This is a genomic window from Bacteroides sp. HPS0048 (genome assembly GCF_964240755.1).
GTDB classification, from domain to species: Bacteria; Bacteroidota; Bacteroidia; order Bacteroidales; family Bacteroidaceae; genus Bacteroides; species Bacteroides nordii.
Genome location: NZ_CAXSVC010000010.1, coordinates 66209 through 84730, shown reverse-complemented (window position 1 = coordinate 84730; position 18522 = coordinate 66209). Strand labels below are relative to the sequence as shown.

Here is an 18522-nt window from a genome sequence, read left to right as displayed (position 1 = left end):
ATTTAAAACTTTACCGAAGTACAACTGAAGAATATAAAGAGTAAAGACCCTTCTCTTCAGTATCATTAATAGTCAGCAGATAAGCCCCCTTCGGTAATGGAGGAATGCTGCAAGAGAGTATCCCGTTATTAAACCGGAGTCTGTCTTCATAACAGATACGGCCTCCCATATCCATTAACCGGATTTCGTAAAGATGTTCCTGTTGCATTCCACCAGATACAATCATCAGAGAACCTTCGTCAGTAAAACAGATTTTTATTTCATCTTTTTTTTTAAGAGAATCAATTCCTGTATACCCGTCAGACATGAAAATCAAATTATCATAGTCGGCACTATTCCTGTCTACCGGTCCCATGAAAACAGATATTACAATAGCATCCGCCCAATCTTCTCCCCACAATCCGATGAGGTCTTGCTGAATATTCCTTTCATATTCCACCCATTCGCCGTCTTTGGGCTTTACGGGTGTCAATGTAAGGTAAGCCAATCCCGGTTGAGAATATCCTACCCGATAGAATATGTCTTTCGTTTCCCATACAGGAGAACTGGCAGACGGTTTTATCAGACGGAAACCAAACCAACAAGCCGTGGTGTTGTGAGAACGAATCGCTATTTTAAAGCGGTTGAATTGATCAATAGGGACACGTATGGCACCATCCGAAGTGGTGGTGAAACGAATCATTCCCGGAGTTACCTGCAATGCCCTCTCACCTGTAAATGCATCCGCTATCCTATCGGCATGAGATACATTACCGTTATAGTCATTGGATACGATGAGAGGTTCCTGATCATCAAGAACTGTAATAGCACTGACTTTTCCGGAGCGTAGGGTTTCTCCTTTGGCATCGTATTGGAAAGGAAACAGATCAAATGTAGCAGCCTCTTTTCCGGGTTCCTGCGGTATCCCAACCGTATTGTTCAGATTCAGTACCAAGGTGGCAAATGTATCCAATGAAGGGAGTGACACCCGTATTTTAGTACCTTCCCGGGTATAATCCACTTTCCGGCTTTCTTCCAAAGTAATGCAATAAAGGTCTGTCGGAGTCACATTGTCCGGCAGTGTAAAAGATACCTCTACTGTTTTTGTCTGAGGGGCTGCATTAACTGCATCCCAGCGCAAATCTATTGTAGAACCATAATTTACCAAATCGACAATCAAAGCATCCATCCGGCGAGTTCGTTTGTCCCAGCGTCTCTTTAATTTGGCATAGATACCGGTGGCATTACTCAATGATAAATCCGAATAATTATAATCGGCAATCACATAGGCATGATTGGAATAATACAGATAGGCTCCGTAAGCCTCTGTAAACCTATTCCAGCTGGCTATCCGTTCGAGTACTTCCACCGGATAATTTACAGCATGGAAAGGTACGGGATCTGTAAAGCTTGCCACTCCGTCTACGACCTGTGCAGCCGGATAACCACCGGCAGAAAGGCAGGTAGCAAATTGATAATCGATATTCTGTTTGGGCCAGCCAGTCGTTAAATTCATCTCAGCAGGCGGATAAAAATTGGCAAATACAGGTTTATCCGGATAACGTGATTTTGCTTCATAAATATCACGGTAGAGGTCTGTATATTTGGTTCCCGTACCAAAAGGCCAAAGCTCCATAAACTGATGGTTGGCTACGGCTCCCGTAGTATAATGGGGAATGTTTCCACTTGTAGAAGGCAGTTGCAAAGCCGTCGTAGTGACATCTGTACGTACCTCTTTCACTGCCAAATCCAAACGATTAACCAATGGAGCCATTTCGGATGAAAAGTTACAAGCAGCAGAAGTTCCGTCACAAACATAGTTCTCAGGTAGTCCATACCAATCCCAACGATATCCGTCCCAATTATACTCCTTCTGCGCCTTCACAGCCTGAGATACAAAATAATCATTGAAATTTTTAAAAGTCTCCCCTCCTATTGTATAGGAGGCATCGACTGATTCGTTGGTAGACATCAAGTAAAGATAAGAGTTGCCATAAGTAATGAAACTGCGGTCAGCTACATTCCGCATAGCCCAATCGGGATAATTATGAGCGAAAGCCGGAGTGGCGGCATATATACCGGTATAGCAAACAGAACGTCCTCCGATACTACGGAATTTCTCTATTTTCTTTTTCATTGTCTCTTTGCTTGTCCAAAGGCGATCGTCTCCTACATAGGTGTTCCACGTTTCCGTTTGAGGAGCAATTTCTTCGTGAGCTCTCATCCAGGGATGATACTCCAATGTATTAATTCCTACAGCTTCCAGATTATGAGCCCATTTATCCACATTCAAAGAATTATCAAAAATACAGGTCCACCCGTGACGGAGATTCACCTCCCGCCCTGTTTCTTCAAAGGTAGCCAAAGGCAAAGCCGCAGGACGTGAATTATCCATATCAGCAGACATGACAGCAAGAACACCCGTTAGCGGTACTATTACAGTGCCATCGACAGTACCATACCCTTTTGAATCGGCATAATGTTCATAACGAGGCTTGTCTGCCGACCAATAATTAATAAGAACCTGTCCGGTAGAAGGACGATAAAGAGCCATATCGGTATAGCCGTCGCCATTAAAATCACCGGTAAAAGGAATATCTTCTGTTGTACCGAACACTACTCCGTTAATAGCCAAAGGCATATCGAATTCAGGATAACCGGTCAAAGAAGAAAACGCAACATACCAGGTTCCCGTAGAAGGACGATAAACAGCAAGGTCATCTACCCCATCACCATTAAAATCACCGGATAAAGGGATATCTCCGGGTAATCCGAATTGACCTCTGGCATCGACATTCCCCTCACAAGGGGAAAAGTCGATATACCAGGTGGCCAGTCCTCCGGCTCCGGAACGCATAACGGCAATATCAGCCTTTCCATCACCATTAAAGTCACCAGTCACGTACTTATCGGTAGCACTGATGCCAAAACTTACCGAAGGGCTTGTTATCCAATCTTTTTTACCATCATTTATTTTCCATACCCATTTTATATTTTCACCGCTAATCTCTACCTCACAAATATCTACCAACCCATCGCCATTATAATCGCCCACACAAGCTCCCCCTATAAAAGCAGCATCCACCGTTTGAGTAATATGAGACTGATTGCCGATATCATAACTCCATCCCGATTGTGTCCTGTAAATCAAATCGTCGTGCGCATTCATCCAGGAAGCGAGAGATCCAAAGACAACTAACAATAGAAATTTCTTTTTCATACTTTTTCTGATTCAAATTAATATCCGGGATTATTCGGTCTCAAATTGGGGTTGGCATCAATATCATCCATTGGAACAGGCAATAACAGATGTTTGGGAGTAGTAAAATTGGTTTTGCCTATACTGTGAAAGAAATTTTTTGCATACTCTCCGTTTTCATCATAACGAATCAAATCGAACCAACGGTGACCGCCTTCAAAAGCCAATTCCATACGACGCTCGTGACGAATGATTTCACGCAACTCTGCCTGGTCTTCGGTAGTAACATTAGGTAATCCCGCCCTGACACGAACACGATTCAACGGCCCTCCTTCTTCATAAGAAGCAGCAGGAGCACATGCCTCTTCGGTATGCCCGGTTTCATTCAAAGCTTCGGCATACATCAGCAACACATCGGCATAACGCAATACGGGAAAGTTCAAAGGACTATCCATTGCACGGTCCTGCCCAATATCTTCACACAAGAATTTCTTCACATTATGTCCGGTTTGAGAAACCGAAGGGTTATAGGCCCATCCTTTATACTGGTCGCCCTGACACCAGACAGATACTACCTTACGTAAATCTCCGGCTTCATATGAATTCACAAATTCCGGGTAAACGGCAAACCAGCCAAAGTTTCCCCATCTGCCACCAATGGCTACCGGAGCCAAAGGAGCCATATAGTCATTGTGCCAAGCTCCCTGTCCAAGTATGTCAAATTCGGAATAGGTAGTTATATCTTTTTCGTACTGTACCTCAAACAAGCTTTCGGGGCCATTCTCACGCAAATAATCAAAGTTCCAATCGTACCTTCTGTTTAATGAATACACATTCAAAGCATTCAATTCTTCGATGGCCTGAATGGTATCATCATATCTTTTCAGCGTAAGATAAACCTTTGCCAATAATCCTAAAGAAGCACCTTTGGTAGCACGACCAATGTCGGAAGATTGTTCATATTGCACAGGCAGCATGGTAGAAGCATCTTTCAAATCCTGTATAATCAGTTCATAAACCTTTTCTTTGGGTGTACGATGAACCTGTAAGTCGTCTCCTGCTGTCTGCTGAGTCTTAATCAGCGGAACATCTCCAAACAAACGTACCAGATTGAAATAATACAGAGCACGAAGGAAATGTGCTTCTCCCTTATATTGAGTAATCTTATCCGGACTTACATGGACAGCATCATCTATGTTATTCAAAATCCAGTTCGTACGACTGATGCCTGCCCAAGGGCCCCGCCATAATTCTTTTGCACCAGAGTTATCACTGGTAGTTATAAAATTGGCAAGTTGGGTAGTTTCCAACCCATTGCCTCCCGCTTCATTGCCTACACTACCCTCTCCGGCCACAATATCCAGTGTCCACATACGGAGATTGTACATATACGAACTTTGCAGACGCTGGTACATGGAGTTGACTCCACTTTCTATTTCTTCTGCCGTACCTTTCTCGAAGAAATTATCGGTAATAATCTGGTCACTGGGTAATATTTCCAGCTTATCCATACAACTCTGACTACAGAGTGACAGTCCTAAAAAGGCGAATATATAAATATACTTTTTCATGGCTTTATCATATTAGAATTTAACGGATACACCAAACATATAGGTACGGGCGGAAGGATAAACTCCATAGTCCAGTCCACTTAATCCGACTTCCGGATCCAATCCTGAATAGTTGGTTATAGTACAGAGATTATCGAAGCTAACATAAAGGCGTAACGCTTTTACTTTTGCCCTGTTTGTCCAGTTTTCCGGAAGCGTATAACCGAATGTCAGATTTTTGAGCTTTGCATAAGAACCATTTTCCAGCCAACGGGTAGAAGCACGTGAGTTATTATTCGGGTCGGCATATATGGCACGTGGCATAGAACTGCTGGTTCCCTCACCCGTCCATCTCTCTAAAGTAGATGCCAGTTGGTTATAGGTACTGTTCATACTCTCATGGCTGGCTCTCACACCATTCCAGACCTGATTGCCCAAAGCACCCTGAAAGAAAATACTCAAATCAAAATTTTTATAACTGAACGTGTTATTGAAACCAAAAATACAATCCGGAGACGGATTACCGATAACCGTACGGTCCAGATCATTAGTTTCACCGTTTCCATCCACATCAACAAACCACATATCACCGGGAGAGGTGTTTTTATAAGGGTTGTGAGACGCTTTGTCCGCTGCACGATTTTCCATTACAGGCCCGGTGAACACTTCATCAAGTGTCTGGTATACTCCTCCCAGTTTGTAGCCATAGAAAGAGTTTATAGGTTGTCCTTCCCGAATAAGGCTTACACCGTTCAAAATTTCAGGACCACCAATAGAGACAACTTCATTATGGTTGAAGCTCATATTAAGATTGGTCTCCCACTTAAACTCTCCTACAAAGTTCTTTGTATTGATGGTAAATTCAAAACCCCGATTCAGTACCTTACCTATATTTACCGGTGGCCAATCTGCCTGTTCCAAGGAAGTACCACTTGTTTGGGGAACCGGTTTTTTAGTTAACATATCACGTGTGTTTTTCACGTAAAAATCAAGATTTGCAACAATACGGTTCTTTAAAAAACCAATGTCAACACCCACATTATACTGTTCTACAGCTTCCCATTTTACTGACGGGTTGGATAAAAGATAAGGATATATCAAATTTACCAGATTTGATTCGAAACCACGTTGAGAACCAAAATTGTAAACTCCGTTCACGCTCAGCTTATCGGCAAAAGCATAAGCACCGATATTCTGATTACCTGTCTGTCCGTAACCGGCTCTGAGTTTCAGTTGAGAGATGGACTTCACAGATTGCATAAAAGATTCGTTACCAATATTCCATGCGGCAGCAAAGGAAGGAAAGTAACCAAAACGATTGTCTTTACCGAATTTCGACGAACCGTCTGCCCGGAAAGTTGCTGTCACTAAATAACGGTCATCATACGAATAGTGTAAACGTGCCATGTACGACATCAACGCCCAGCGCAATGAATTACCTCCTACATCAGTCGCTTTAGTTGCATTATCCAGTTCCGTAGTCAGTTCGCTGGCACGCCCGGAACCAGAGGCAGATACACTCTCTTTTTTGTATTCCTGATAAGAAGTACCTACCATGGCATTTATCCGGTGTTTCCCGAAAGACTTATCATAATTCAAAGTATTGTCCCACAAATACAACTGTTCATAAGCAGAAGAAACAGTTTGCATGGTATTCTTCGATTCATTCATTCCCCATTTGTACTTAGGAATATACGAATTATTATAATCATACCCTAACTCAGCTCCTCCTGTGGTTTTGAACTTCAGTCCTTTTATAATTTCCCACTCAAGAGAAATATTGGATAACATACGGAATCCTTTCATCCGATAATTTTGCTCATTGATAATAGCCACCGGATTTAGTGCATTTCCATTCCATTCTGCATTACCGGTAGGGCCGGCATATTCACCATTTTCATCCTGAATTGGAATAGAAGGCAAAATACGCATTGCATTTTGAATAACTGTGCCGACCGGTTGAGTACGACGATTCTCCGCACTCAGGTTTACGTTTGCTCTTACCGTTACATTCGATACAATTTTAGAGGATATATTCGATTGCAGACTCAAACGATTATAAGACGAATTCTTCATAATACCATCCTGCGTATAATAGCCCAATGAGGTAGCATGGCTTATTTTCTGATTTCCACCTAACATGGAAAGATTCACCTTTTGCATGGGTGCAGTACGGAAAATGGCATCCATCCAGTCGGTACCCGTTCCTAACGACTCCGGGTCGGAAAAAGCCGGATTTAAAGAATATTCAGGTCCGGCATTAGTACGCATTTCGTTATGTAAAGCGGCATATTGTGATGCATTCAGCATATCATATGTTTTTGCCGTATGTTGTATGCCGTAACTATAATCAAAATTAATTTCCGTATGCCCTTCCTGTGCTTGTTTAGTAGTAACCATCACTACGCCGTTGGCTCCCCGGGAACCGTAAATAGCCGTAGCCGAAGCATCTTTCAAAACATCGATAGATTCTACATCATTAGGATTCAGATACCACATACCGCCGCTGACAGGTACCCCATCGATAACATACAAAGGAGATGCATCATTTATGGTACCAACTCCACGTATAAGAATAGAGACATCACCTCCCGGAGTTCCGGAATTTTGTACAACCTGTACCCCCGACATCTTTCCTGCAATGGCTTGCATCACATTAGAAGTAGCATTCTTAGTAATATCCTCTGTCCGGACTGAAGATACGGCTCCCGTAACGTCTTTCTTACGCATGGTTCCGTATCCTACTACCACTACCTCATCCAATGCTTCGACATCTTCCTGTAACACTACTTCAATAAAAGCCCTTCCTGACACATTTACTTCCGTAGTGACATATCCTATATACGAAATAACCAGAACAGGGTGTTGTCCTGTAATATTCAGTGTAAAGTTACCATACAAATCGGTAATGGTAGCATTATTAGTTCCCTTCTGGGAGATATTGGCAGCAATAACGGGTAATCCGTCCGGCCCTTTTACAATACCTTTTACTGTCTGTTGTTGCTGTGCCCCATTCATAATTCCGGTTTCAGTATTTGTATTCAGGTCTACTGTAACACCGGCATAAAGGGTAATGGGAGAAATAAGAAACATTGCAGTCCCTATAAGCAAAATATGCTTCATACGACTCTTACATAGATACTCTGTTTTCATATTCATTGTGTTTTCATTTATTATAGTCTATTTATATCCCGATCAATAAAAGAGTTTTGGTTAGCATCGAATGACGAATGTAAAAGTACGGATAAGCAACATACCTTCTTTCCGCCATTTTAGCTGATAATTATGATATCTTACCATAATAATCATTTCAAGGTCTGTTTATTGGTATTATTCCAATATTTTATTCTGTTTTTCTATTTCAGAAAGCGTGGTTTGCCACCTTTACGCCAATACTCCTCGATCTTTTCCAAAGAGATTCCTTTGGTTTCCGGAACATAGAAGTATCCCCATATCAAAGCTGCTAAAGCCACTACTGCATAAAACCAGAATGCACCGGCCGGATTTCCCAGATTCTCACCTTCCACATATATCTCGGTGCCACTGATAGTGAAAGCATGCACAATTTTGAAAAAAGTAAAAGATACAATACTATTAAAAAACCATACGGACAAAGAACCGATGGAGGAACCCAGCCCTCTGAGTTTCTGAGGAAATACTTCGGAAATGATAAGCCACCCCAACGGACCAATGCTGATAGCGAAAAAAGCCACATAGATAAAGACCAATGTGACGGACAACCATTTACCTGCATTGCCTAACGAAGCGGAGAAAGCGAAACAAATACCTAATAAAACCAGAGAAACCGTGATTCCTGTCAGACCAGTGAAAAAAAGTTTACGCCTTCCCAACCGATCTACAAAATACACAGAAACAATGGTAAAAAGCAGATTGACGGCTCCCACTCCCACAGAAGCCCAGATAGCAGAAACCGTACCGTTAAACCCAGCCATAAGAAATATTTTAGGGCTATAATAGATGACTGTATTAATTCCCACAAACTGTTGAAAAAACATAATGCCAATACAGATGATCACAGCATTGCGTAACCAGGGTTTAAACAATTCACGATACCCGGCTTTCTCCTCACGACTTTTGACTACTTCTCTCTTAATTGCTTCAAATGACTCGTCTCTCGATTCCGGACTCTCGATACGTGACAGAACGGCCAATCCTTCCGATTCTCTTCCACGACTCATCAGCCATCGCGGAGTTTCGGGCATGTATAGCATACCTACAAACAAAACAATAGCCGGGATAACTCCGACGTAAAACATCGGCCGCCAACAATCTATCTGACTTTCATCGGCAAAAAATAAATCGGAAAGATAAGAAACCAATACTCCTATCGTAACCATCAATTGAAACATCGAAACCAAAGCTCCCCGTTTTTTTGCAGGAGAGATTTCTGCAATATAAAGAGGTACGGCAAAAGAAGAAACTCCGATAGCTACACCCAGAAATAAACGTGAAGCAATCAGATGATAAACATCGGGAGCAAATCCGGACCATAAAGCGCCAATGGCAAAAATGACAGCGGATACCAATATTACTTTTTTACGTCCGAGCGTATCTGTAATCTTTCCACAAAAGAGTGCTCCTAAAATAGCACCACACAATCCGGAAGCCGTAATTATTTCAATCATACTATTATCGATTCCAAAATCTTTCTGGAAAAAAGGAATGGCTCCTGATATCACTCCGGTATCAAATCCAAACAACAGTCCACCTGTAGCAGCAACTACTGCTATGACATAAATAAGCTTACTATTATACTCTGTTTTCATGGTAGTTAAATTGGGTTATTTATTAATGTTTCTCTGTTTTATTAAGGTTCATAATTTTCCCATACTTCTTTTTTCAGTTCCGGACGGGGAACATATAAAAATGTATCCGGGTTCTTTTCAAAAGTTGTATAGATTGCTTCGCCTTTTACAATACCCAGCTCTGAATAACCGGCAGGAGATTTACATATCAGCTCCGACTTATCATACAATGGATTTGCCTGCCACTCTATCTCATTTTTATCGTTGAAAACGGGAAACCAGGCGATGCCTTTATGCTTACGGACTCCATCATATTCAAAACCATAATCACGATCACACCAGGCACCGAATGTCAATGGTTTATCCGGATTGGCACTAATAGTGGCATGTGCCCAGTATGGAGGTACAACCACAACATCACCGGGATGGGCATAAACGGCAAAGCAACGTCCGGGATTGTCTTCTGCAAACTCCTGCATATAAATAATAGCTTCACCCGACCATATCTCATAAACTTCCGGAGTAGACCAATGACTGAACTTTGAAACCCAATGAATGTGCCCCTGGCTACGTATCGGTTCTTTGCCTAATTTTCCGGCTGCATAGGTCACTACTCCATAAAGAAGATGCCTCTCTTTCAATAACTCTGCATGGATCTTTTTACCAACATCCATAGCAATGGCATACACTACTTCCGGACCCTCACAATCAGGATCGGATAAACTCTTGCGAATGTCTTTCAACAAACGATTCTCTACCTGAGGACCAAAAACATCGGCCCCATAAACGAACCCCATGGGGTTCGTTGTAGGTTCTATATTAAAACCCGGATTAAAAATCATATCAAAAAGCAGATTAAGGATTATGTTTGACAAAAGCTTTAATGGTAGCACATTGCTTTCCTTCAGATTCTCCGTAAGGACGGATCGTATACTCCTTCACAGATTCGGGAACTATAAAAGTTTCAGCATAATGAACCACAAAAGGCTCAAATTTTCCTGTCGGACTTTCTACAATAGCTTCTCTTCCTTCCACCAAATTAAGCACATTCACACTACCATCTGTCCGATGCAAAACAGGAACCGTAAACCAATGCCGGCGGGTTTCAATAAACTCATTTTCATGCAAACCGGTTCGCTCTTCTTTCCAGCCTTCCCCTTCAGCGATTCGTTCTATCCGATTGAATATTTCTTTTTTAACCCAAGATTCTGTACGATTCCACTGAATAACTTCCTGACCATGTTTTATATTGATAGGACGTGGACGACCATCCAATCCTAAACGTCCCCAATCCCAGAGTTTGAAAGTAAAAATATAAGGGGTTGCACTAATTTCAAGTACCATCCCGTTTGTTCCGGAACAATGTATCGTACCTGCCGGTATCAACAAATGATCGTGCTTCTTAACAGGATAATTACCCACATATTTCTCCGCATCAAAATGTCCGCTCTCCTGTGCCTCATTAAGGGCATTAATCATCTCTTGCGGATCAATACCTTCTTTCACACCCAGATAGACAGTAGCATCTTCTGCGGTATCCAGCATATAGTAACTCTCATCTTGTGTATAGTGCATACCAAATTTCTCTTGTATATATTGCGTCAGAGGATGTACCTGTAAACTCAGATTTCCCCCTCCCATCGTATCAAGAAAGTCAAAGCGGATAGGGAATTCATCGCCAAAACGTCCATATACCGGATTGCCCAGCAAACGTGCCGGATAAGCAAAAACAAGATCAATAGACGGTATTTCAAAACGAACGTCTCCAAAACTGAAATAAAGGCTGTTTTCTTCAGGAACACAATCAAAGCACCAGGCAAAATTAGGAACCTCGCGGTCCAGGTCACACACCTCTTTCATCCATTGTCCACCCCAAGGTCCCGGATCAAAAAAAGGAACTACCCGAAACGGCGTACGGGATGCTTTTTCCAATCCGTTCCATACTGCCTTTGCTGTCGCCATCTTAGGAGTACCAGCTATATTCGTATCGAGCACGTAATCCCATCTCTTCATCAATTTTTTCTTAAACCGGTCGCAGATACGCCAATCAACAAAAAAAGCACGTTTATACTGTAAAGAAGCACGTTCTTCTTTGTTTTCAACACCAACGTTGGATACTTCATTACGACGGAAACGCATCTGTATTTCCCAACGGGCCATATCGGCATAAACCAATAAGTCGGATGTCGGCTGTATATAAGCAGCTCCAACTCCATAGACAAAAACAATACCTTCGGCAACGGCAGCAATCTCCGAACGGACATCTTTCAACTTCTTTTCGTCAAAATAACAATCCATTGTCTGACGAGTCATATAGCCGAATATTTCATCGTCTGTAATATCCTGTTTCAAAAGAGCATTTATCCTTTCCGATGATAACATAGCATCCTGCGAAAAGAACCAATGAGAAGAAGGGAAAAAAGACTGTAAAGCCTCTACCACTTCATCATCCAACACCCCCTGATAACATTCCAGAACTACGATCTTTACTTTTTTATCAATTTGCGACAAGTCTTTATTCAAACAATCGGAAATAGCTTCCCAACCTACCCGGCATTCTCCTTCCATACCCGGCACATTTACCACCGGATATTTATCATAATTAGATTTATCATTAAAATATCTGTTCATAGCATCTTTCTTTTTTTATTGTTGACAACGTACATGAAATTCCCAAAAGGGCCGCATTATCTCCTAATAAAGAAGTTGTTATCTCCACTTTATTTTCCGGGGCCCACACCAGACGATCAATCCGTTCTTTGAGATAAGGTAATATGATATCCGCACTACGCATAATGCCACCACCAATCACAACGATTTCCGGATCATAAGCATGAATATAATTGATGATGGCTGCCGCCCATACATCCATACAATCTTTACACAACAGAGTAGCTTCCGGCTCTCCCCGTCTCATCAGGTCAAACAAGGTCTTAAAATCATAAGAGGAAGCTTTTGCTTTATATTCACTGCTGATTTTGGGATGGGTACGAATTATTTCCGGCAGAAAGAAAGAAGAAGCCATTGCTTCTACACAACCAATATTACCACAGGTACAACGTCGTCCCCGATAATCCACAACGATGTGTCCTCCCAATGAACCAGCCTGATAATGAGTCCCCTTAATAATCCGTCCATCTAAAACAACTCCGGTACCAATACCTGTCCCGATAGTCATCATTACCATATTCCGGCTATTTTTCCCGGCCCCCATATACCATTCTCCGGCAAGTGCCAGACGAGCATCATTATCGATAATAAATGAGGTTCCCCAGTTCCTGTCAACCCAGGAAGGCAGATCTATGTCACAGGCATCATCGTATTTATCATTGGTAGAAGTAACTCTCTTTTCCTTCGGATTTACCATACCCGGAAATGCGAGCCCCATACCTGCAAGCTCTTCTCTCGGCACTTTCCATTTGCTCAACAGCCTGTTTATTACTCCTCCCATAGCAGGAAGATTACTATCCAGACTACCAGCTATGGCAGGAAATGAACTGAATTCAAGTATCTCATTTCCTTTTACCAAACCGATTTTAATGATGGTTCCTCCTAAATCTATTGCTATACAATACATTGCAAATCAGATTAAATGAGGAATACCATTTACTTCAATCAACCTTGCGGAAAATCCTTTCTCGGCAATTTCGGCATAATTGTGTCCTGCATCCGAAGGCCAACAAGCTGCAAATGAAAAAAGAGAACTTCCTACATTTGCCATCCGGTGGGCCACTCCTCCCGGAATATAATGCAAACTGCCGGGAAACACCCGCTCTGCCCATACATTGCGTTGTTCGTCCATGAGGATAAGCATTCCTTCTCCCTCTAAGCCCCAATAAAATTCTGCCCGGTCGATACTCGCATGATAATGTCCTTTCGTCATCATATACTCATTGCCGACTTTTCCCGGATACAAATAAGTAATACCGAAATACAATCCTCCCGGAGTCCCTTCCTTTTCGGGTAAAAAACTACTGACTTCGTAGGCAAGCTTGTCCTGAGGCATTTTTTCAAAAGCTTCCACATCGGCAAAGATGCCTTTTAAATCAGATAAATTCCGGGAAATTTTACAAACATCACGTCCAACTAAATTCTTATCGGTAAAGAACAGTTCAGGAAAGATAATTTTTTTATTTTCCATAATCACCTATATTTTAAGATTCCACATGTAATTCGATGGGAACAAAGGTAGGTGATAGACACAGGCGTCCTGTCTCCTATTTTCCCCGATAATTATGTTATCTTATCATTAATATAGGTATATAGATTTTAATTGATAATATTCCAGAATACAGAGTATATATTAAATAGCCTTTTTGTTTTTCACACCATACTGTTTCTGGTACTCAGTGGGCAACATATTAACTGTCTTTTTGAATTGCTCGATAAAGTTAGACAGGTTATTAAATCCCACTTCCATACTCACAGTAGAGATTTTCATCTTACCTTCTATCAAGAGCCGCTTGGCATGCCCGATACGCATATCATTCAGATATTGTACAAAAGTTTTCTTTGTCCGTTCTTTAAAATAACGGCAGAAGGCAGTAGGGGTAAGTCCTACTAAACCGGCTACATCTTCAAGTTTTATCGGCTGATTAAAGTTTTTCACCAGATATTGGTATATCTTATTAAAACGTTCAAAATCGGAAGAATTGACTGACTGGGTAAAACCGACACTGGCAAGCAACTCATACTCATCCGTATTAGCCATCATTTCCAATAGAGTGATCAGATTGGTAACCCTCACTACCCCATTTGAATCAAAAGTATTACGGATAAAATCAGCAATACGCTCGCGTGCCGTTCCTGTGAACTTTATACCCCGGCGGGAACGTTCTATCAAACTCCGGATATGCATAAATTCCGGCAAGTTGATCATCACTCCTTCAAATAGCTCTTTACGGAAGTAAACACACAAACATACAGATCGCAATCCGGTTTCTTCTCCAAAAAACTCTTTGTTGTTTCTCCACTCATGAGGCAACTGAGGACCAATAATACAAACATCCCCTACCTCATAACTCTCTATATGATCACCCACAAAACGAGTGCCACTACCTTGCTCTATACACATAATCTCTATTTCGGGATGATAATGCCACGGAACAATAAAGTAAGGTAAATCCTCCCGATAGAAATTAATGTAATTCTCCACAGAAAACGGAAGTTCTTGATAAAGTGGTTTCATAGTAATACACAATTGGCTAAGTAATCATTCTAAATTATATGATATTATTATTGAAACGCAGAAACTCACAGATTCACGCAAAAAATATCATCGCTCAAGTATAGCACAGCCATTTAATCTGCGATCATTTGCGTTTCAATAAAACGCTGTCATAGTATGAACTAAATTTGAAATGCTACTTATTATTTAATTCAAAACTATAGATGGAGCAAATATAGACGATAAATGCATAAATACAGCCTTTAGCAAACAAAAAAAAAGAATGAGATGTGTTAAAGAAGACACATCTCATTCATTATTTAAAGTATATATTTCAAATACATCATTTGACATATATACCGATGCAAACCGTACTAAAAGATAGACTTTGCAATACCCAATTCAAGACCACGTAACTCTGCCAGACCGCGGAGACGTCCCAGGCATGAATATCCAGGATTCGTCTTTTTCTTCAGATCATCAATCATCTGATGACCATGGTCAGGACGCATGGCAATAGAGCACTGGCGACGTTGCTGCAACTTCAACAGGTTCTTCATCACATTGTACATATCTACGTCTCCTTCCAGGTGATTGGCTTCATAGAAATTACCTTCAGCATCACGTTGTGTACTACGCAGATGAACAAAGTTTACTCGATCACCCTGACGCTCCATTATTCCGGCAAGATCATTATCGGCACGCACACCGAAAGAGCCAGTACATAGACAAAGACCATTTGATTCGTTAGGAACCGCTTCTATCAGTTTAACAAAATCCTCCTCCGTACTCATGATACGGGGTAAACCTAAAATAGGATAAGGAGGATCATCGGGATGAATCACCAGCTTCACTCCCACTTCATCGGCAACCGGAGCTATCTCTTTCAGGAAGAAGATAAGGTTGGAACGAAGTTTCTCGGCATCAATATCATTGTATCTGTCAAGAGCTTCCTGGAACTGCTCAACGGTGAAACTTTCTTCTGAACCCGGAAGGCCGGCAATCATATTACGAACGAGAAGTTTCTTATCGTCTTCATTCATCTGTTCGAAACGTGCTTTTGCCTTGGCTATCTCTTCATCTGTATAATCCTTTTCAGCATTGGGGCGTTTAAGGATGAACAGGTCAAAAGCTACAAAAGCCGCCTTTTCAAAACGAAGTGCTTTAGAACCATCGGGCATTGTATAGGCAAGATCAGTACGTGTCCAGTCAAGCACAGGCATGAAGTTGTAAGTAACGACCATAATACCGCATTGAGCCAGATTACGGATACTTTCTTTATAATTCTCAATATATTTCAGGTAATCACCGGTCTGGGTCTTAATATGTTCGTGCACAGGCACACTTTCAACGACCGACCAGGTAAGACCCACTTCCTCAATCATCTGCTTACGCTTCATGATTTCTTCTACTGTCCACACTTCTCCGTTAGGGATGTGGTGAAGGGCATTCACTATTCCGGTGGCACCAGCCTGCTTTATATCCCACAGACTCACAGGGTCATTAGGACCATACCAGCGCCAAGTTTGTTCACATAAATACATACTATTTTTATTTACGATTTGACAATTTACGATTTACGATTGAGATTACTCTCATTCCAACTTCTAACTACTAACTCCCAACTTCTAACTTAAATGGAGAAAGCATCGAAGCCACCATCAATAACGGCTACTGTACCGGTTACGAATTTAGAGGCATCACTAATAAGATACTGGATGGTTCCGTACAAATCTTCCGGTTCACCAAAACGGCCAAACGGAGTATGAGCAATGATAGTCTTTGCACGATCGGTCAGAGAACCATCGGGATTGGTCAACAGAGTACGATTCTGTTCAGTCAGGAAGAATCCCGGAGCAATAGCATTGACGCGCAAGCCATCACCAAATTTCAAAGCCAGTTCGCCAGCCATATATTTAGTAAAATTAGCGATAGCAGCTTTGGCCGTTCCGTAACCTACTACGCGAGTCAACGGACGAAGAGCCGATTCTGAACAGAAGTTTACAATACTACCTTTCTTCTGATCAACCATGATACTGGCAAATACCATCGTAGGCAAAACTGTTCCGAAAAGATTCAAATCTACCACCTTTTTAAAAGCATCGATCTCAAGGTCAAAGAAAGTCTTATCCGGTGCAATGGTAGCTCCCGGCATATTTCCTCCGGCAGCATTCAGCAATACGTCAATGCGTCCGTAAGCTTTCATGATTTCAGCTTTATTCCCTTCAAGTACTTCCTTATTCATCACATCAGTATAAAGGAACATTGCATCCCCTCCATCGGCTTTAATGCTCTGTACAAGTGCATTTCCAGCTTCTTCACTACGATCAAGAATTATAATCTTAGCACCTTCTTTTGCCAGATAAGCGGCAATACCTTTACCTAAAATACCGGCACCACCGGTGATTACAACAACTTTGTCTTTTACACTAAATAATTCGTTCATGATTCTCTGTTTTATTAAGTTATAATTTATTGTTCAAATAATATTTCAGATTCTCTTTAATGAGAATATCTATCGGCATCAGATTTACTTTCTCAGGGTTTTGTTTCAACACAAGATGATTACACAAAGACTTAATGCCGTTATATCCTTGTTGTTCGGGACGTTGGGCTATCAAAGCAGTAATCACTCCCTCGGAGAGTAATTCTGTGTTTTTATCAATCAAGTCGTATCCTACCAGTTTTATATTTTTCAACTCTCTTTCTTTGAGATAATTCCCTAAGATGTAACAGGTTGAATTGAATATAACAGCTCCTTCTATCCGGGGGTTATCATAAAATATCTTATCCAGTTTTGCAAAATTATATTCAGAATCAGCAATCTTTAGCTCAACCTCATGCAGTTTTCCTCCAAATCCATTCTCGTTCAGATATTGCAAAAAGCCTTCTTTACGGTTCCTCCCCTGATTGGAATCGTTCTTACCATTATGGATGATCCGGGATATCAGAATGTCCGGTTGATTACCAATCTGACTCGTCAGTAACTTGGCGGCAATAAATCCTGCATCAAAAGATTCTGTACCAAAATAGGCCAATTGGTGCTCACCCGCGATATTGGAATCCACATAGACATAAGGGATATTTCTGATATCGAGCATACGGGAAAGGCGACTCACAGAATCGGTAAACAAGGTAGCAATCAGCACTCCGTCTATCTCTTCTTTATCAAAGAGATTGCGTACAATCACATCAAAGGTACTATTATCGTACTGATCAAAAAAGAGCTTGGTTACATTGATATTATAAAGTTCCGTCTCGGAAGCGGCTTTATCTATCCCTTCGGAGATGGCTTCCCAATACTCTCCCGGCTCAAAAGAGGGAGTGATAGCAATAAAATGATATTGTTTCTTGGAAGCAAGAGAACGTGCCATCAGATTGGGCTGGTAGTTTGCCTTTTCAAGGATAGCCTTTACTTTTTTCTCATTCTCTTCGGATACACGCCCACGATTGTGGATCACCCGATCTACCGTACCAACAGATACCCCTGCCATTTCGGCAATGTCTACAATACGAATATTTGAAGATTCTTTATTCATAGGATAAATAGCTTAAACTCTATTTTTCTTCTACAAAAGTAAGATGAATAATCTTAATAAGCAACAATGTGTGCGCACACATGTTGTATACACAAAAAGTTATATATCTATAATTCAGCAAATTAAACCAACGTCCATGAATAAGAATATGTTGTCAAACATATAAAGAACTAAAGTTTAGCTTTCATTAAACTGTAATAGCATAATTGGTTGATATATTAGTTCGTTATCCTTCAGTCAATTTTATTCTATTTTAAGTAATATACCTCTAAATAGTGATTGCAGCGTATTACATCCACGATATTTCCCATATATAATATAT

At 41.2% G+C, this 18522-nt stretch carries 12 protein-coding genes; all 12 read right to left on the bottom strand.

Annotated features, from left to right (window positions below; all coding sequences use genetic code 11):
* Positions 1-10: 10 nt before the first annotated feature.
* Positions 11-3199 carry an FG-GAP-like repeat-containing protein gene (locus ACESQI_RS10185; RefSeq protein ID WP_373125995.1) on the bottom strand — a complete coding sequence of 1063 codons (3189 nt, stop codon included), beginning with the start codon at positions 3197-3199 and terminating at the stop codon, positions 11-13.
* Positions 3200-3216: 17 nt separating this feature from the next.
* Entirely contained in the window at positions 3217-4749 is a 1533-nt protein-coding gene (locus ACESQI_RS10180; RefSeq protein WP_025867619.1) for a RagB/SusD family nutrient uptake outer membrane protein, read from the bottom strand.
* 12 nt (positions 4750-4761) lie between these two features.
* Positions 4762-7881, bottom strand: coding sequence for a SusC/RagA family TonB-linked outer membrane protein (locus ACESQI_RS10175; RefSeq protein WP_373125993.1), 3120 nt, complete (start codon positions 7879-7881; stop codon positions 4762-4764).
* Between the two features lie 203 nt (positions 7882-8084).
* Entirely contained in the window at positions 8085-9515 is a 1431-nt protein-coding gene (locus ACESQI_RS10170; protein ID WP_007486691.1) for a sugar porter family MFS transporter, read from the bottom strand.
* Positions 9516-9556: 41 nt separating this feature from the next.
* Entirely contained in the window at positions 9557-10336 is a 780-nt protein-coding gene (locus ACESQI_RS10165; protein WP_007486690.1) for a glucose-6-phosphate isomerase family protein, read from the bottom strand.
* A gap of 13 nt (positions 10337-10349) precedes the next feature.
* Complete coding sequence (locus tag ACESQI_RS10160; RefSeq protein WP_025867623.1) at positions 10350-12125, bottom strand: class I mannose-6-phosphate isomerase; 1776 nt, start codon at positions 12123-12125, stop codon at positions 10350-10352.
* Positions 12109-13071 carry an ROK family protein gene (locus tag ACESQI_RS10155; RefSeq protein ID WP_195661205.1) on the bottom strand — a complete coding sequence of 321 codons (963 nt, stop codon included), beginning with the start codon at positions 13069-13071 and terminating at the stop codon, positions 12109-12111. Before ACESQI_RS10155 ends, ACESQI_RS10160 begins: the two co-directional genes overlap by 17 nt.
* Before the next feature lie 6 nt (positions 13072-13077).
* Positions 13078-13635 carry a glucose-6-phosphate isomerase family protein gene (locus ACESQI_RS10150; RefSeq protein WP_007486685.1) on the bottom strand — a complete coding sequence of 186 codons (558 nt, stop codon included), beginning with the start codon at positions 13633-13635 and terminating at the stop codon, positions 13078-13080.
* A 162-nt stretch (positions 13636-13797) separates the two neighbouring features.
* The gene (locus ACESQI_RS10145; protein WP_002561484.1) at positions 13798-14682 is read right to left on the bottom strand and encodes an AraC family transcriptional regulator; all 885 of its coding nucleotides are present in this window, start codon (positions 14680-14682) and stop codon (positions 13798-13800) included.
* Positions 14683-15035: 353 nt separating this feature from the next.
* Positions 15036-16205, bottom strand: a complete 1170-nt coding sequence (gene uxuA, locus ACESQI_RS10140) for a mannonate dehydratase (RefSeq protein WP_002561483.1) — start codon at positions 16203-16205, stop codon at positions 15036-15038.
* A gap of 89 nt (positions 16206-16294) precedes the next feature.
* Positions 16295-17107, bottom strand: a complete 813-nt coding sequence (locus tag ACESQI_RS10135; RefSeq protein ID WP_002561482.1) for an SDR family oxidoreductase — start codon at positions 17105-17107, stop codon at positions 16295-16297.
* A 19-nt stretch (positions 17108-17126) separates the two neighbouring features.
* Positions 17127-18200, bottom strand: a complete 1074-nt coding sequence (locus ACESQI_RS10130; protein ID WP_373125989.1) for a substrate-binding domain-containing protein — start codon at positions 18198-18200, stop codon at positions 17127-17129.
* Between the last annotated feature and the right edge of the window lie 322 nt (positions 18201-18522).

What these genes read in the sequence shown, in the direction of transcription:
- ACESQI_RS10160 (WP_025867623.1), bottom strand. Translation starts at nt 12,125, where the DNA reads ATGAACAGATATTTTAATGATAAATCTAATTATGATAAATATCCGGTG.
- ACESQI_RS10170 (WP_007486691.1), bottom strand. Translation starts at nt 9,515, where the DNA reads ATGAAAACAGAGTATAATAGTAAGCTTATTTATGTCATAGCAGTAGTT.
- ACESQI_RS10180 (WP_025867619.1), bottom strand. Translation starts at nt 4,749, where the DNA reads ATGAAAAAGTATATTTATATATTCGCCTTTTTAGGACTGTCACTCTGT.
- ACESQI_RS10150 (WP_007486685.1), bottom strand. Translation starts at nt 13,635, where the DNA reads ATGGAAAATAAAAAAATTATCTTTCCTGAACTGTTCTTTACCGATAAG.
- ACESQI_RS10165 (WP_007486690.1), bottom strand. Translation starts at nt 10,336, where the DNA reads ATGATTTTTAATCCGGGTTTTAATATAGAACCTACAACGAACCCCATG.
- ACESQI_RS10155 (WP_195661205.1), bottom strand. Translation starts at nt 13,071, where the DNA reads ATGTATTGTATAGCAATAGATTTAGGAGGAACCATCATTAAAATCGGT.
- ACESQI_RS10145 (WP_002561484.1), bottom strand. Translation starts at nt 14,682, where the DNA reads ATGAAACCACTTTATCAAGAACTTCCGTTTTCTGTGGAGAATTACATT.
- ACESQI_RS10175 (WP_373125993.1), bottom strand. Translation starts at nt 7,881, where the DNA reads ATGAAAACAGAGTATCTATGTAAGAGTCGTATGAAGCATATTTTGCTT.
- uxuA (WP_002561483.1), bottom strand. Translation starts at nt 16,205, where the DNA reads ATGTATTTATGTGAACAAACTTGGCGCTGGTATGGTCCTAATGACCCT.
- ACESQI_RS10135 (WP_002561482.1), bottom strand. Translation starts at nt 17,107, where the DNA reads ATGAACGAATTATTTAGTGTAAAAGACAAAGTTGTTGTAATCACCGGT.
- ACESQI_RS10130 (WP_373125989.1), bottom strand. Translation starts at nt 18,200, where the DNA reads ATGAATAAAGAATCTTCAAATATTCGTATTGTAGACATTGCCGAAATG.
- ACESQI_RS10185 (WP_373125995.1), bottom strand. Translation starts at nt 3,199, where the DNA reads ATGAAAAAGAAATTTCTATTGTTAGTTGTCTTTGGATCTCTCGCTTCC.